Here is a 16,014-nt window from a genome sequence, read left to right as displayed (position 1 = left end):
AACAAGTAAACAGGCGCAAGTTATGTCAAAACGTATCGCCTTGGTTGAAGATGACCAAGCACTTAGAGAAAACTATATTGCAGCGCTCAGCAAGCAAGGCTACGAGGTGCAACCTTATGCCAATCGTATTAGTGCAGAACAAGGATTCTCTGAAAGATTACCAGACTTGGCAATCATCGATATTGGTCTTGAGGATGAAATTGATGGTGGTTTTGCCGTTTGTCAGCAATTAAGAAGTTTATCCAAGACTCTACCCATTATTTTTTTTACCGCTCGAGACAATGACTACGACACTATTTGTGGCTTGCGAATGGGCGCAGATGATTACTTAACAAAGGACATTAGTTTGCCGCATTTACTGGCCAGAATAGCGGCATTGTTTAGACGTACAGAGTTACTCGATAAACCTCAGGTACAAACAGATCTCATTCAAACCGGCGATTTGGTGATGGACAGTAAACGAATGACAGTCAGTTGGCAGAGTCAGACTATCGAACTTACCGTTACCGAGTTTTGGATGTTACACGCTATTGCTAAATTCTCAGGGCATGTCAAAAGTCGTCAACAGCTGATGGATGAATCGAAAATGGTAGTGGATGACACTACTATCACTTCCCATATCAAACGTATTCGTAAGAAATTTATCCAGCTAGATGAACATTTTGACTGCGTTGAGACTGTATACGGTATGGGTTACAGATGGAAAAGTAGTTAACTATGTTTACCCATCCAAATTTTGTATTGTTGTTGGTAAATAGATGAGTCGTCTTCGTTTTGGCTTACGCCTTAAGTTACTTTTTTTCTCTTCGTTTCTGCTGGCTATACCTTGGTTGGGTTATCAATATGTGTGGGAAATGGAAACTTATCTGCGCATAGGTCAAGAGCAAACCATGGTAGGCACCGCCCGCGCAGTTGCAACCGCATTACATGAACGTCCCGCCTTATTTGACAGCCAATCAGCCTACTTAACTGACGTTAAGCCGGGCACTGATTTATATGCCCATAAAATTGCTTATCCAATTCAATTGGATGGCAAGCTAGACGACTGGCAAGATTACCAACATTTAACCATAGCCTACGGACAACAAAACCTAATTGATCCTATCCAAGATTATAAACTCGATAGTTTGCACTTTAGGCATATGGTTGGGCAGTACGATAGATTCTTGTATGCGATGTTTGATGTAACGGACAACCGTGTATTACTGAGACCAAAAAACAGTTTACGTATTGATAAGAATGATCACTTACAAATAGCCATGACAGATCAAAGTGGGTTGTTTCAACGATATATTATTGCACCATCACAACCAGGTTGGGTGAACGCCTATTTGTTAAAAGATGATTTGGACTCATTACAACCAGAAAGGTTAGAAACCAAAATTCAAGGGCAATGGCGCAATACAACAAGTGGTTATCAACTCGAATTACGTTTTCCGTTAGCTATGATGTCGAGCAAAATAGCCTTTGCCATTGTTGATGTGGATGAGTTGAGTACTAGGGCGGTAGAACATATAATAGGCACCGCTAATCCATCCCAATTGGACTCACTGGGCACGGTGTTAGTGCCTTCACCAGAAATAGAACAAATACTCAAAGGGCTTAAATACTCAAACGCGAGAGTTTGGGTAGTGGATAAACATATGCGAGTACTTGCTCGTTCGGGCAACATTCAAAGAGCATCGGGGATGCAGGACAACTCGCATATTGGTTTCGGCGATGAGAATGCGCCACAAGGTAAAAATAGCTGGTGGAAATACATAGAAAACAACTGGTTGTTACCCCTTTATTATCAAATTTTAACTAAACCTCCAGCAGATTTTGTAGATGATCTACGGGATGCCTTTGCCTTACAAGGTCAAGATATTAGCCAAGCTTTAAAGGGGACGCCAAGCTCTTTATGGCGCTTAAGTTCAGATAATAAAGCGGTAATAATGTCTGCTGCCCATCCAATCTATCTTGACGAAACGGTGATGGGAGCCGTCGTAGTAGAACAAACGACTAATGGTATTCGTACCCTCAGAAATAAGGCCCTCGAACAGCAGTTCCACTACATTTTGTTGGTTATTTTAATCAGTACATTAGCTCTATTTTTAATTGCTTCACGTATTTCTTGGCGTATTCGTAAGCTTAGAGATGAAACAGAAAGTGCGATTGATCAACAAGGTAAAATTATTGGCGAAATTGTACCTTCAACCACACGAGACGAAATAGGCGATTTATCTCGCACCTTTACTCATGTGTTAAGTAGACTCAGTCAGTACAATACTTATTTGGAGAATATGGCTTCTCGTTTATCTCATGAATTACGAACGCCTGTAGCTATTGTTAATTCTTCTTTGGATAACCTGTTACTTGAAGAGCAAAATGCAGAAAGTAAACAATATGTCGATCGCGCAAAACAGGGCATTACGCGGTTAAGTAAAATATTGTCAAACATGAGTGAAGCGACTCGATTAGAACAAGCAATTCAAAGTAACGAACGCGAAAATTTTGATTTAGAGGAATTATTAAAAGGTTGTGTAGCTGGATATAGATTAGCTTACGCTTCAAGGCAATTTGAAGTGCAAGTGTCGATTTCGAACTCGACTTTTCAAGGGGCGCCAGAGCTTTTTGCCCAAATGTTAGACAAAATAATTGCTAACGCCGTTGAATTTAGTGAAGAAAATTCGGTAATTAACCTGCTGATGGTGAATAGTGAACAAGGTTACGTCCTGACAATCGGTAACCAAGGTAGTTTGTTACCAGAAAACATGCAGCACCAATTACTCGATTCGATGGTGTCTGTTCGTAAGCAACAAAATACCGTTCAGCCACATTTGGGTTTAGGTTTATACATCGCCAAAATCATTGCACAATATCATTTAGGTGATATCAGAATAGATAATCTTAAAGATAAATCAGGCGTGGTGGTGACGTTAATGTTTAAGGTTAGCTCTACCTAACCCCTTTTATGTTTGCGTGCCATTCCCCAACCTATCATTCCAGCACCGATTATCGCGCCAATCCATGCGTAAGGTTCAGTTTCTGGTGCAAGTTGTTTGGCGAAGACTATTGTCATCATGGAAAAAATACATATTCCCCAACCTAATAGTTCAACATTGCTCAAATACTTAGAGATAAAAAATCTCGGTTCTTCAGGTTTTTTTTTCATAGTTGAATCTCTATTTTCCTGATTCTAAATTCATGCCTATGTTGAGATTAACAACTAACAGACCAAATAAGAAGAGAGGGTTGATTTACTTATGCAGGGCCAAATAAATCAGGGTTAACAAAAGGAGCCAAAGCAAGTAACGTCGCTTGGTGATAGACACTTTCCCTTGTGGCTAAACCTTTAGTTAAAAGGCCAATAGCGCCACCTTTTTGTTTAACGTTGTCAGTATTAAATAATCTGTCCATAACATGGCCTAGTTCTTCGCCTTTTTGGAGTGCTTGATAAACCAAAGGCGGCAAAGGTAACTGGCAACTGCGCCCAATAGACATGTGTTCTTGATTAGCGACTGCGACATACGCGAACGTGGCTGGGCCGTATTCGAATTGGTCAACGCCACCTTCAAATGCGACATAATAATCTGCTTGGGCGTGTTGCTGACAATATTTAACTCTGTTGATAGCGCCAAGTTGTGTATCTTCGCCAGTCATGGGTTGTTCAGGTACGCCTGATGGGGCATTTATACCGACACATTCCACGTCATTTAGTGCAAACATTTCACATATTGCTGCTTTAGCAGCGCCAATTTTGACTGGATTTTTTGACCCAACTACAACTTTTATCATTCTGTTCCTCAGTTAAGCATTAGCGGTTTATTTGGCCAATAGGCTCAAATGGTAACACTAAACACTAAAACACTACTCGATAACCTTGATTTGGCACGATATAATGCAAATGGTTTCATCAATACTCGTAAGAGATACGCAGAGCGCTATGCAGAATACTCCTCCAGAATCATTGATCCGCACTTGGGTGTGGATGATGTCCGAAAACAACGATCCAGAGTTGATGAATAAAGGTAGAAAAAATTTGATTAATGCTTTTGGTAGTATACAAAATGCGATTAAGTATATTGAACAACAAGTTAATTCTTCTGATGAGAAATAAAGTCTTTTTGTTTTGAAAATCCATCAATTACAAGGACATATTCAATCGATTTATTTGGTTGAATACCCAGAAAAATTATTGCTACTTGATGGTTGTTGTCGCCCTGATATTGAAATGCTTGAGCAGTTTATTACTGTTGAATTACGCCGGCCATTCGATGATTTAAGATTGGTCGTTGTCACGCATATGCATCCAGATCATGCCGGTGCAGCACACAAATTACGTAAAAAAACCGGTTGTGAAATAGCTAGCGCCAATATGTCTACCCAATGGTACAAAGGTTTGGGTGGACGATTTATGCATCTAGTGGATATCGGACTTGCGGCATGGGTGGCAAGTAGAATGGGTAAAGACAGAAAAAATTTATGGTATTCACCCCACCTGAAAATTGATCATGCATTGACCGATCAAGATACACTCCCCGGATTTGACGATTGGTGTGTGTTTTGTACCCCAGGCCACACAGATAGGGATTTATCGGTGTGGCACATACCGACAAAACGTGTGTATGTTGGAGATTTGTTAGTGAAGGTTAAAGACCGGTTTATTCCACCTATACCCGTTAATTACCCTAATCAATATCGCGATTCAATTATGAAAATACAGGCTTTGGGACCTGAGTCTATGATGTTGGCTCATGGTAGAGAAGTGACGTTAACTGAACGAGATTACGCGCATGTGCTCACAGTAGCGCCTAGAAAACCCTTTACTATTTGGACTCCTGCTAAAAGTAAGTTGAAACGTTTATTAATCAGAAAGAAAGGCTAAGAATAGCCCTTCTTGCTGTTAAGTAATTTATCTCGAATAATGGATAAATTAGATTCTTCCCGATTTCATCTCATTCACACAATAATCTACTGCTCTGGCTGTCAATGCCATAAATGTGAGCGAGGGGTTTTGTACTGCAGTCGAACAAAAGCTCGAGCCATCAGTCACAAACAAATTGGTTACGTCGTGACATTGATTAAAGCCATTTAGCACAGACTCTTTAGGATCGTGACCCATTCTAACTGTGCCTAATTCATGAATGGCGAGGCCAGGGTTGTTGTTCTCGACCGAGTTATAACTAGTAATGTTTGTTAATCCTGCTTTAGTTAACATATCAAAAGCGGTTTGCTCGGCGTCGGCCATCATTAATTTTTCATTCTCTGACCAAGTACAATCAATATGAATCAGTGGAATCCCCCATTTATCTGTTTTAGTCGGGTGTAGGGCCATGTAATTGTCAAAACGAGGCAACATTTCACCTTGCGCATGTAAACCCATACTCCACTTTCCAGGCTTATTGAGTTTATTTTTGTAATCGGCACCTATGCCATTTTGATGAGCGTTACCCTGCCAGTTATCTCGCTGACTACCGCCAGCCAATCCGTAACCACGCACATAATTTTTCTTGTATAACGATGGTTTGTACTGAAAATTAGGCACTAATAAACCTGAAGGTCGTCTACCTGAATAATATTCATCATCAAAACCTTCAACAGTGCCAGTGGCACCTGCATTGTAATTGTGATCCATCAAATAATGTCCAAGTACACCAGAGCTATTCGCAATACCGTTTGGAAATGACTTACTCTTTGTGTTCAACATGATTTGTGCAGAGCCTAAGGTCGAGGCACATAGAAACACCACTTTAGCAAAATACTCGCGAGTGCTTAGGTTGTCATTGTCTACAACTCTGACACCTTTGACTCGTTTGGTTGTTTCATCATAAATTAGGCTATGTACCACGCTATTAGGAGCAATAGACAAGTTACCTGTTTTAGCTGCAGCAGGCAGAGTAGAACTTTGAGTAGAGAAATAGGCCCCAAAAGAACATCCCTTTTGACATTCGTTTCTTGTCTGACAAGTAACACGCCCTTGTTCTAAATGTAGTTGTGTAGGTTGTGTTAAATGGGCGGTGCGTCCCATGATTAAATGTCTGTCGGGAAACTGTTCTTCGATTTTCTGTTTAACATGTATCTCAGGTGCAGTCATGTCAAAAGGAGGTAAAAACTCGCTGTCCGGTAATTGTTCAAGACCTTCATTACTGCCACTTATTCCAGCAAAGGTTTCCACATGGCTATACCAAGATTCAAGATCTTTGTAACGAATAGGCCAATCATTTCCGTGGCCATCTGCTTTATTGGCAGAAAAATCATAATCACTAAGGCGATAAGACTGACGGTGCCAAAGTAGCGATTTCCCACCTAATTGATTAGCTCTAATCCAGTCAAAACCTGTGCCTTCTTCGGTACTGTAAGGTAGGTCTTTGTCATTACCAAAGAAGTGTTTAGTTGCGTCATTGAAGGCGTAACATTTTTTTTGTACCGCGTATTTTTCTTCAACGAGTAAATTATCTACCTTGGTTCTATTTGCAAATTCCCAAGGGCCCTTACCCTCACCAATATAGTCTTTTCGATGTTCGACTACCCGGCCGCGCTCTATCATTAATGTCTGCATGCCACGTTCACAAAGTTCTTTGGCAGCCCAACCACCACTGATACCGGAACCTACCACTATGGCATCGTATACCTGGTCGCTTTCATGAATATATAAATCTGTTGTCATTTAAATTACTCGTAATTCTGTTTGGTTTTGTACGTTCGTAGTCACAATGAAATTGTTAATAATAAGCCTGTGGACTCGAAGATTTTGTCTCTGCATTAGCGGGGATAGAGCCGACAAAACCACCTGGAACAGGTTGATAATCGAGTACTTTTGTCACCCCAATTTCAGAAGTGAAATAGCCAAATACAATGAGTGCTTTTAGAAACCTAAATTGGCCTTTTTCATTATTTGTCGACATACTATTAGTTTCAAAATCTAGCAATAACTGCTGCTGCTGGGTTGCTTGCAACAAACTAAATGATTTACCAAATTCACCATTCGCCACTAAATCTACTTTATTCATGATATGAATACAGTCATCTTGCTGCTGCTTGGAGTGACAGTGTTGCAGCTGATGTGGGACAAATTCATGACATCCCACTTCAACCGCACTAGGTGTATCTGTTTTAGGCAGTATTGTTTCGCATAGACTATAAAGAATCGTCATTTGATGCTCTGAGAATAACTTTCCGTCAGGTCTTTGTGCTGCAATTTGTTTAGTCACAGGTTCACTGCACCCCGACAGCACAGCTGCCGCGGTAGTTGCACCAAATAAAGCGGCCATCTTCTTCATAAACATACGACGGTTGTCTTCGTCGTATGTTCTGTAGGCTAATTCGGTTTTATTTGAATTAGTGGGCATATTAATCTCCGCTCGACTCAGAATGTTTTTTACGCATAATAAAATAGAATCCACCGAAGGCCACGATTAACACCGCAGGGAACAACATTAAGTTGCTAATTGCTGCTTGCCCTGAAGCAAGTGCCAATTCGTTGCCTGTTAGACCTGCCGCTTCTGCTTTCGCGGTTGCTGAATCTATCCAGCCGCCAATAATTGGGTTCCACCATCCCATGGCAAACATTCCTGCACCACCCATTAACGACATACCTAATGCACCTGTTTTAGGCGTATATTCTGTTGTACAACCGATCATAGTTGGCCAGAAGTAGGTTATACCTAGAGCAAAAATAACAGCAGCAAAATAGACCGCACTGCCTTGTAGCTGTGTCATTAGGAATAAACCTAAAGTACTCAAAATTGCAGAAACGAGTAACACACCTGGAGGGCTTAGTTTATGCACTAGTGGTCCAGCATAGAAACGACCTAAGGCCATGATCCCAGTAATAAGTGCCAAAATAAGCATTGGTGTGGCACCAGACGCTTCTAGGATTTTGTTAATCCATTGACCTGGTCCAAATTCACTTACTGCGGTCATCGTCATACATACAAATAAGAATATATAAATTGGGTTAAGTAGAGCTTTTAAGTTACCACTAGTAGAGTCATCTTCAGTTTCAAGTGCCGGAAACTCGAAGCCAAACATCATCACACCATATATTGCGGTAGGTACTAACATAGTCGCTACTTGTGCTTCCCAACCTAAACCTAATTGAGTCATACCAGCAGAAACAAGCGAACCAATTACAATGCCACCAGGAAACCATACGTGGAATCTGTTTAACATAGCCGTTTTATTATTAGGAAACAGTTGCGCAATGATAGGGTTGCAGCCAGCTTCGACTAAACCATTAGCAAAACCGACTAAGAAGGTAGATATCATTAACCCCCAAAAGCCGTCTGCGATTATGGTTAATACCAAGCCTAAAGCATGGCCAATAAACGCTAACCAAACAATGAGTTTAGCGCCTACTGCGTTATACAAGGCTCCACCAAAAATCATGGCTAATGGGAAACCAAAGAAAGCCATACTGGCAATCCAGCCAAGTTCTTTACCACTTAATCCGTACTGTTCGCCTAGCTCGGGTAGTATTCCGGCACGAATAGCAAAGGTCATTGCTGTTACGATTAAGGCTATACAACTTATATTAAAAACGCGTTTGGCGCTTTTATCAGAAATGTCGGTTCTTGCATTCATTTTTGTTTTACCTTATTTAATGCCAAGTATTTTATTATTCATTTCAACGTCTTTTTCCACACCTGCAAAATCATCAAACGCTTTTTCAGTTGGTCTAATCAGATGTTCGCTAATAAATTTAGCGCCTTCTGCTGCACCATCTAGTGGATGTTTAATGCAACATTCCCATTCCATTACAGCCCAACCGTCAAAATCGTATTGAGTCATTTTGCTGAAAATTGCCTTAAAGTCTATTTGGCCATCGCCTAATGAACGAAAACGTCCGGGTCTGTCTATCCAATCTTGATAACCGCCGTACACACCACATCTGCCATTTGGAGTAAATTCTGCATCTTTTACATGGAAGGCTTTAATACGCTCATGATAAATGTCGATAAAGGCAAGATAGTCGAGCTGTTGCAACACAAAATGGCTCGGGTCATACAATATATTAGCTCGTGGATGATTATCGACAGCTTCTAAGAAACGTTCAAAGGTCACGCCGTCGTGTAAATCTTCGCCAGGGTGAAGCTCATAACAAACATCTACACCTGCTTCATCAAAGGCATTTAAAATAGGTAGCCAGCGTTTAGCTAATTCGGTAAACCCTTGTTCAACTAATCCTGCAGGACGCTGAGGCCATGGGTACATGGTTTGCCATAATAAGGCGCCAGAAAAGCTAGCATGACCTGTTAAGCCTAAGCGTTGACTCGCTTTAGCGGCAAACATCATTTGTTGAATGGCCCAATCAGTGCGTGCCTTAGGATTATTATGTACTTGGCTTGGGGCAAAACCGTCAAACATTTGGTCATAAGCTGGATTAACAGCCACCAATTGGCCTTGCAAGTGGGTAGAAAGCTCGGTGATTTCAAGACCAGCTTGATTTGCTATGCCCTTGATTTCATCACAATAGGTTTGACTGTTTGCCGCTTTTTCTAAGTCAAACAGTCGACCATCCCACGAAGGAATTTGAATACCTTTAAAACCTAAGCTTGCCGCCCAAGCGCAAATTTCAGGAAAAGAATTAAATGGACTGGCATCGTCAGCAAATTGCGCTAAAAATATGCCTGGACCTTTGATTTGTTTCATTGAGTTTCTCCTGAATTTGTAAAGGGGGATATATCGAAGTCATGCCATTTCAGCTCTGATTGGCTAAACTTCACGGTGTTTTCGATAAACGCCATGCCTCGAATGGCTTGTTCAATACCGGGTACATCAAATGCTTCATTTGAACAGGGAAGACCTTGCTCAAAAGCGTTAATTTGAATCGCAAAATTTTGGTAAATATTAGCGAAAGCTTCTAAATAACCTTCAGGGTGTCCAGCGGGAGTACGCATGGCAGCTTGAGCAGCAGGGCAAAACTCGCCCACACCCGTGCGGATAAGTTGGGTTGGTTTTGAATTAGATTTAAGCCATAAACTATTGGGTTCCATTTGTGACCAATCGAGACTACCTTGATCTCCGTAGACTCTCAGTCTAAGGTAATTTTCTTCGCCAACAGCTATCTGGCTAGACAATAGTACGCCACGAGCGCCGTTATCAAATCGCAGTAAAACGGTACCATCGTCGTCAAGTTGACGGCCTTCAACTACGGCGTTTAAATCAGAACACATGGCTGAAATGTTGGCATCAGTAACATATTCAGCCAAATTGGCAGCATGCACCCCAATGTCACCCATGCAACAGCTCACACCCGCTCTTGCCGGATCAACACGCCACTGTGCTTGTTTGCTACCTTCATCGTCTTTGTTCGCCAACCAGCCCTGGCTGTATTCCACTACCACTTTAGTGATCTTGCCCAACACGCCTGTTGTTGCTAAGTGTTTAGCTTGTTTAATTAGTGGATAACCGTTGTAGGTATGAGTGAGTCCATATAGATAGTTGGATGTTTTTAATACATCAGCTAAATCTAAGGCTTCTTGGAGTGTAAAAGTAGCGGGTTTATCACTTAGTACATGAAAGCCTGCTTCTAGCGCTGCTTTGGCTACTGGAAAATGCAAATGATTAGGCGTAACTATAGAGACAAACTGCATTCTTTCATGTTCAGGCAACTTCGCTTCTTCAGCAAACATTGTTTTATAATCGGCATAACAGCGTTCAGCGGGTAAATACAGGTTTCTACCAGAAGACACACTTCTAGCTGGATCTGAACTGAAAGCGCCACATACCAATTCAATATTACCATCTAGGTTGGCTGCCATGCGGTGCACAGTACCAATAAATGCATCTTGGCCTCCACCGACCATTCCCATTCTAATTTTTTTAGGTTGTTCCATGGTGTTACCAATTATGTAGCTTAAACAAAAAACTAAACGTTAATTTTATGTTAATAATACTAGCTTATTGTGCCCATTCTAACCTAAGATAAAATCGGCAAATAAATGCAATAAATTCGGCGTGTTGTTATTTTCCAACTTCTCCAAAATGGCTTAAGCTTAAAAGTTGAATAGGTATATTTGTCAATTTATCGAAGATATCCATACCCAATAGATTCGGGTGAAACGTAATTAGATTAGAGCCTAACGGCGAAGGAAAAATATGAAGTTAATAACGGGGTTGTTAGGTTTTATTGTATTTTCGGTATCGGCAAAAATGCCGGGTTTTGACATTTACGTCGGTGATTTAGTTTTACAAGAAAACCGACTAGTAGTGAGTCATCTTAAAGCCCTTACTAACCGAGTAGACTATGATAATCAGCCGTTGTTTTTGCCTGATGGTAATTCACTACTTTATACTGCTGCGTTAACAACCAACAAAGTTGAACAAACTGACAGTATGTTTGTTTCTCTAAAATCAGGGCAGGTTTTAAATCTTACCAACTCACAAGAAAGTGAGTATTCACCTACTATTATGCCTAGTGGTCGTAGCTTCTCTGTTATACGTGCTACTGATGATAAGCAAAAATTATGGCGTTATCCTTTATATCCGGAACAGCAACCTGCTGAGCCTGCCAGTGAACTGTTGACTAACATTAACCCAGTTGGATATCACGCTTGGGTTGATAATAGTAGAGTGATTTTGTTTGTGCTTGGAGAACCCCATACATTGCAGTTGGCACATATTCAAAAGCAGACTAGCCAAGTATTGGACAAAAATATTGGCCCAAGTTTGTATTCGATACCCTATACGCCATTAATGAGTTATACCGCTTCTATTGGTGAAGGGGACGATATGCAGTGGCAATTGAAAAGTTACCATTCTAAAACAGAAAAAATCGAACTGTTAACCACATTACCCAAAGGTGCTTATTATTATGCTTGGTCTGGAAACGGCTATGCAATTGCAGCTGTGGGCAGCATATTGATGCAGTGGGATAAGGAAAATTCTGTACAAGGCTGGCAACCATTTGCTGATGTTACTGATACCTGCCCTAAGGGTATAACACGTCTTAGCACTAACTCACAAAACAGTAAAATTGTACTAGTTTGCACTTTGTAGTCTATAGGTCGATTTTTGTTCTATTGTTAGTATGAACACTAATTATATGGACTCATTATGTTTAAAATTGCGACTTTCAATATTGAAAATTTGGACGTGTCGAGTAGTGGGTATACTCCCACTTTACTTGAGCGTATTCCTACCTTACGGGGTACTTTGACTAGATTAGATGCAGATATCCTGTGTTTGCAGGAAGTCCACGGTCAAGAACTAGCTGCGCATACCGCCAATAATCCCAAACGAGCACTATCTGCGTTAGAAACGTTAATTTCTGATACCCAGTATGCTAATTATTTCATAGTGCATACTGTCACTTCAGATGGTGAAGCTTACGATAAACGGAATCTGGTGATCTTGTCTCGTTGGCCAATTAGTTTATCTGAGCAATATAAACACCATCATTTAGATAAATTAGCGTATCGAAAAGCAACCGCATTGCCTGTGGAAGAGGCTAAAGATATCAGCTGGGAAAGGCCAATCTTGTATGCGCAGGTACAGGTGCCTGATATGGAGTTAGTACATGTAGTGAATTTACATTTAAAGTCTCGCATTGCGTCTAATGTAAACGGTCAAAAATCGAATAATTACACATGGAAAAGTGCCGCTGGTTGGGCTGAAGGATATTTCCTATCTTCAACCAAGCGAGTAGGCCAAGCACTTGAAACTAGAATATTAATAGATGAAATATTTAGTCAAACTGCAGATGCCAAGATTATAGTTTGTGGTGATTTTAATGCAGAGCCAGGGGAGGTTCCGGTAGAAGCTATATGCGGCAGAGTTGAAAATACGGGGAATCCAGATTTACGCTCAAGTGTTTTACTTCCGTGCAGTTCTGCCATTGCTGACTCAGTTAAATTTAGTCATTTGCATCACGGTAAAGGCAACTTGTTAGACCATATGTTGATTTCTCAGTCTATGTATCATTTGTTTGTAAAAGCAGATATTTTTAATGAGAACTTGCATGATGAGAGTTTGCCATTTGCTAGCGATATTAAATATCCCGAGTCTGACCATGCGCCATTTTCGGCATCATTTAAGCAATGACGTTTTTTGATTATCAAATTGAGAAAAAGCAGTGTCTACAAAGGTGAATAAAATTCTACGTGACCACGTCCTTGCTCTTTCACTTTGTACATCGAGTTGTCAGCATTAACCAATAATTCATGTAAGACTTTGCCATGCTCAGGGGCAAACACTACACCAATACTTGCACCTACATTACATTTGACATCTTGTTGTATTTGAATTGGTTGTTGTAGTGATTCTAATAATTTTTCGGCTTTCTCTTTGATTTCTTCTTTATCGGCATTATTTAAGTTAAAAGCAACAACAAACTCATCGCCGCCCCAACGAACACAAATGTCAGATTCGGCGTTAAATTTACTTCTAATTCGCTTGGCAGTTTCGCGCAGTACTTTGTCACCGGCATCATGTCCATAGGTATCATTGATTGGCTTAAACCTATCTAAATCAATCATCATTAAAACAAAAGGTTGTTGATTTTTAATGCTAAAAAACAACATTTTGTGCAATTTTTTCTCGCCAGAACGCCTATTCAGTAAATGGGTTAATAAGTCGTGATCTGCTTCGAAACGAGTCTGCAGTTCTCGTTCAGCTCGCTCGGTTACGTCGTAAAGGATGACTTCAATAATGGAACTTGGTGTATCTCGTTGTGTCGTTCTTTGATCAGTCACCTTAGCAAACAGGCAGTGCATCCATTTTTGTTTATCGCCTACTTTACATTCAATATCCAATGCAACTTGTTCAACTTTAGATTTGTTACGTATCTCTCGGAATAGCTTATGTAACCTATCAGTATTTGTTAGTAGTGTAGGGAAATGCATTGAACTGAGTTCATCGTTATCATTTTCTTTAAAATACGCAGCAAAAGCAGGATTAAATGTGGTGATAGTGTCACTATCATCTACTAAACAAATCCCCGCACTCGCTTGTTCAAATATCAATCTGAACTGGCTTTCGAGGGTTTGTGTTTGTACACGTAAGTCTCTTTCCACATTAAAAGAATGATGTAACTCATGCATCAATGCGTTAATGCCTTTAACCAATTTTCCAATTTCATCTTTACCCCTATAAGGCAGCATTCGCATAGTCACTGGGCTGTGAGGATCCATATGTTCAAAATTGTCGATTAATTTCTGAATGGGTTTAGTGAGCATGTGACGAATCAGCAAGGATACAAAAAAAGCCAAAATTAACGAAAAAGATAATAAAATAAATATGTCTTTTTGGGTGGCGTCTTTTGTTTGTTGTTGGACGAACTTTTCATCTATATAAACATCTAGTACACCCACTTGTATACCGTCTAATAAAGGGTGAAATAAAACTGTAGAGATGCGTTGGGAGTGGCTTGTGTGTTCACCTGATAACGCATCTAGTTCAGCGTTATTATTAAGCCTAGCGCCACTGATAGATTGATTGGTGCTTAGGCCATTTACAATTTCCTGTGCCAATTCTACATTATTTGCATATGCCGCAATAACGGCTGTTTTCTCTGCTGTTTTTGACAATTGTTCTGCCAGCAAATAATTAGCTTGATGCCGAGTTTCCAAAGCAAAGTAGTAGGATAACGCTGAAGCAAAGAGCGATACAGCCACCGCTATAAATGCTATGGCCAGAGCTACTTTGATATATAGTCGTTGACTAATTTTGACCAAATCTAAAATACCACTTTCGTTAATTTTAATTACTTATCGCGAGGTAAAAACTTGCTTCAAGTTTTTTTCTACCAACATAATACAGTAATGATTCTATCTAGCCACAGTCAAAATAAGAAGAAGTGTTGCAATGACAGCAAATTTCCCAGTCCTTTAAGACGGAGATTGTTTTAAATATACTCCAATCAACATCAGTTTAGTTGATCTTATTGTTGGTTGCCTACTAAACCAGTCGGTGGGGGTATGTAAGTCTGAATTTTTTGGTCGCGATTAATCCAATAACAACGCTAATGCGCCAAAAATACCGGAATGGCTATCTAAGCCAGGTAAAGTAATAATTTGTTTTAAACCTCTATGGCCGTCAGGAAATACAACATAATCTTTTAATGACTGCTCGGCATATTCAATTGTTTTTGCCAGTAAGCCATTTTTAGACATCACACCACCGCCAAAAACAATACTTTGTGGACTGAAGGACACCATCAAGTTGTGACAAAGTTTTCCTAATACTTTGGCTTGAATATCCCATGCTTGATGGTCTTCTGATAAATTTTGCGCTGGTTGTTGCCAAATTTTTGCCATTGACTTTCCAGCGGCTAATCCTTCTACGCAATTCCCATGAAACGGACAAACCCCCTCTATTTCAGTCACGCCAGAAATCAACATATGCCCTAATTCAGGATGCACTAAACCTTTAAGAGTTTTGCCGTTGATGACTACACCACCGCCTACACCAGTACCCACTGTCACATAAACATTAACCTCGGTATTTTGGCTTGCGCCCCATTTATACTCGGCTAATGCTGCTGCGTTAACATCGGTATCAATTCCTACGCTGCAGTTAAGTGCTTTTTCTAACTGCTGTTTTATGTCTACGTTTGACCAATGAGGTTTAGGTGTACTTGTTATATTACCAAAGCTGGCTGAGTGGGGGTTAAGATCTAGAGGGCCAAAGCAGGCTAAACCAAGTTTTTCAAAGTGATAGCCTTGGGCTTTTTGCTGGACAAAAAAATTGATAACCGCCGTTATGGTTTCGTTAGGTGTGGAAGTGTCAAAGCGATCTTGTACCAGTAAATTGCGATTTTCGTCAGCAATAGCACAGTTAAACTTTGTGCCGCCGGCTTCAATTAGCGCGTAATAGTTTGGCATATGATTTGTGACTCCAAGACTTAATTAGAATATTCAGTTTTTTCAATCTCAGCTAATCGTTTTTCAGTTGGATTGAATAAAAAATTGTATAGCAGCCCGGCAAAAAGAAAGGCTGTAAAGCCTGTTGCTAGCATAAAGCCATATTTTGCATCAACGCCATTTGCGACCCCTTGGTTTTGCAGTTTCAAAAATAATCTTCATTGAGGAA

The 16,014-nt window shown here is 40.3% G+C and carries 15 protein-coding genes and 1 pseudogene; 6 read left to right on the top strand and 10 right to left on the bottom strand.

Annotation, left to right across the window (positions count from 1 at the left end; all coding sequences use genetic code 11):
* The first annotated feature begins 22 nt into the window (after nucleotides 1-22).
* A complete protein-coding gene (gene pdsR, locus QZ488_RS00225) occupies nucleotides 23-715 on the top strand; it encodes a proteobacterial dedicated sortase system response regulator (RefSeq protein ID WP_293745604.1) in 693 nt (230 codons plus the stop codon).
* 43 nt (nucleotides 716-758) lie between these two features.
* Nucleotides 759-2,945, top strand: a complete 2,187-nt coding sequence (pdsS, locus tag QZ488_RS00220; RefSeq protein WP_293745602.1) for a proteobacterial dedicated sortase system histidine kinase — start codon at nucleotides 759-761, stop codon at nucleotides 2,943-2,945.
* Here the strand turns inward: pdsS and QZ488_RS00215 are convergent.
* Together QZ488_RS00215 and yjjX are read right to left on the bottom strand one after the other, a co-directional pair.
* Complete coding sequence (locus QZ488_RS00215) at nucleotides 2,942-3,154, bottom strand: hypothetical protein (RefSeq protein WP_293745600.1); 213 nt, start codon at nucleotides 3,152-3,154, stop codon at nucleotides 2,942-2,944. The two genes, pdsS and QZ488_RS00215, sit on opposite strands and share 4 nt — an antisense overlap.
* Nucleotides 3,155-3,243: 89 nt before the next feature.
* Nucleotides 3,244-3,789 (bottom strand): inosine/xanthosine triphosphatase, encoded by a 546-nt coding sequence (gene yjjX / locus QZ488_RS00210; protein WP_293745678.1) that lies wholly within the window; start codon nucleotides 3,787-3,789, stop codon nucleotides 3,244-3,246.
* A 91-nt stretch (nucleotides 3,790-3,880) separates the two neighbouring features.
* Here yjjX and QZ488_RS00205 point away from each other — a divergent pair, with 91 nt between their 5' ends.
* Nucleotides 3,881-4,099 (top strand): hypothetical protein, encoded by a 219-nt coding sequence (locus QZ488_RS00205; RefSeq protein WP_293745681.1) that lies wholly within the window; start codon nucleotides 3,881-3,883, stop codon nucleotides 4,097-4,099.
* 12 nt (nucleotides 4,100-4,111) lie between these two features.
* Nucleotides 4,112-4,867: an MBL fold metallo-hydrolase gene (locus QZ488_RS00200; protein ID WP_293745598.1), complete on the top strand. Its 756-nt coding sequence runs from the start codon at nucleotides 4,112-4,114 to the stop codon at nucleotides 4,865-4,867.
* A gap of 48 nt (nucleotides 4,868-4,915) precedes the next feature.
* Here the strand turns inward: QZ488_RS00200 and QZ488_RS00195 are convergent, their stop codons facing one another.
* Genes QZ488_RS00195 through QZ488_RS00175 form a run of 5 tightly spaced genes read right to left on the bottom strand, consistent with a single transcriptional unit; the run spans nucleotide 4,916 to nucleotide 10,820 of the window.
* Complete coding sequence (locus QZ488_RS00195) at nucleotides 4,916-6,649, bottom strand: GMC family oxidoreductase (protein WP_293745597.1); 1,734 nt, start codon at nucleotides 6,647-6,649, stop codon at nucleotides 4,916-4,918.
* 55 nt (nucleotides 6,650-6,704) lie between these two features.
* Nucleotides 6,705-7,331 (bottom strand): gluconate 2-dehydrogenase subunit 3 family protein, encoded by a 627-nt coding sequence (locus QZ488_RS00190; protein ID WP_293745596.1) that lies wholly within the window; start codon nucleotides 7,329-7,331, stop codon nucleotides 6,705-6,707.
* A gap of 1 nt (nucleotide 7,332) precedes the next feature.
* Complete coding sequence (locus tag QZ488_RS00185; RefSeq protein ID WP_293745594.1) at nucleotides 7,333-8,565, bottom strand: MFS transporter; 1,233 nt, start codon at nucleotides 8,563-8,565, stop codon at nucleotides 7,333-7,335.
* 12 nt (nucleotides 8,566-8,577) lie between these two features.
* Nucleotides 8,578-9,633, bottom strand: a complete 1,056-nt coding sequence (locus QZ488_RS00180) for a sugar phosphate isomerase/epimerase (protein ID WP_293745593.1) — start codon at nucleotides 9,631-9,633, stop codon at nucleotides 8,578-8,580.
* Nucleotides 9,630-10,820, bottom strand: a complete 1,191-nt coding sequence (locus QZ488_RS00175) for a Gfo/Idh/MocA family oxidoreductase (RefSeq protein ID WP_293745591.1) — start codon at nucleotides 10,818-10,820, stop codon at nucleotides 9,630-9,632. Before QZ488_RS00175 ends, QZ488_RS00180 begins: the two co-directional genes overlap by 4 nt.
* A gap of 262 nt (nucleotides 10,821-11,082) precedes the next feature.
* Between QZ488_RS00175 and QZ488_RS00170 the strand changes: the two genes are divergently transcribed.
* Both QZ488_RS00170 and QZ488_RS00165 read left to right on the top strand, forming a co-directional pair.
* Nucleotides 11,083-11,982, top strand: a complete 900-nt coding sequence (locus QZ488_RS00170) for a hypothetical protein (protein ID WP_293745589.1) — start codon at nucleotides 11,083-11,085, stop codon at nucleotides 11,980-11,982.
* A gap of 57 nt (nucleotides 11,983-12,039) precedes the next feature.
* Complete coding sequence (locus QZ488_RS00165) at nucleotides 12,040-13,026, top strand: endonuclease/exonuclease/phosphatase family protein (RefSeq protein ID WP_293745587.1); 987 nt, start codon at nucleotides 12,040-12,042, stop codon at nucleotides 13,024-13,026.
* A gap of 35 nt (nucleotides 13,027-13,061) precedes the next feature.
* Here the strand turns inward: QZ488_RS00165 and QZ488_RS00160 are convergent, their stop codons facing one another.
* From QZ488_RS00160 to QZ488_RS00150, 3 genes and pseudogenes are all read right to left on the bottom strand, one after another.
* Nucleotides 13,062-14,657, bottom strand: a complete 1,596-nt coding sequence (locus tag QZ488_RS00160) for a diguanylate cyclase (protein WP_293745586.1) — start codon at nucleotides 14,655-14,657, stop codon at nucleotides 13,062-13,064.
* Between the two features lie 270 nt (nucleotides 14,658-14,927).
* Entirely contained in the window at nucleotides 14,928-15,806 is an 879-nt protein-coding gene (locus QZ488_RS00155; RefSeq protein WP_293745584.1) for an ROK family protein, read from the bottom strand.
* A gap of 20 nt (nucleotides 15,807-15,826) precedes the next feature.
* Nucleotides 15,827-15,958: pseudogene (locus QZ488_RS00150) on the bottom strand (MFS transporter); the annotation flags it as partial.
* Nucleotides 15,959-16,014: the final 56 nt, after the last annotated feature.

The organism is uncultured Paraglaciecola sp., from assembly GCF_913020055.1.
In the GTDB taxonomy this organism is placed as follows: domain Bacteria; phylum Pseudomonadota; class Gammaproteobacteria; order Enterobacterales; family Alteromonadaceae; genus Paraglaciecola.
This window is presented reverse-complemented; position numbering and strand designations above follow the sequence as displayed.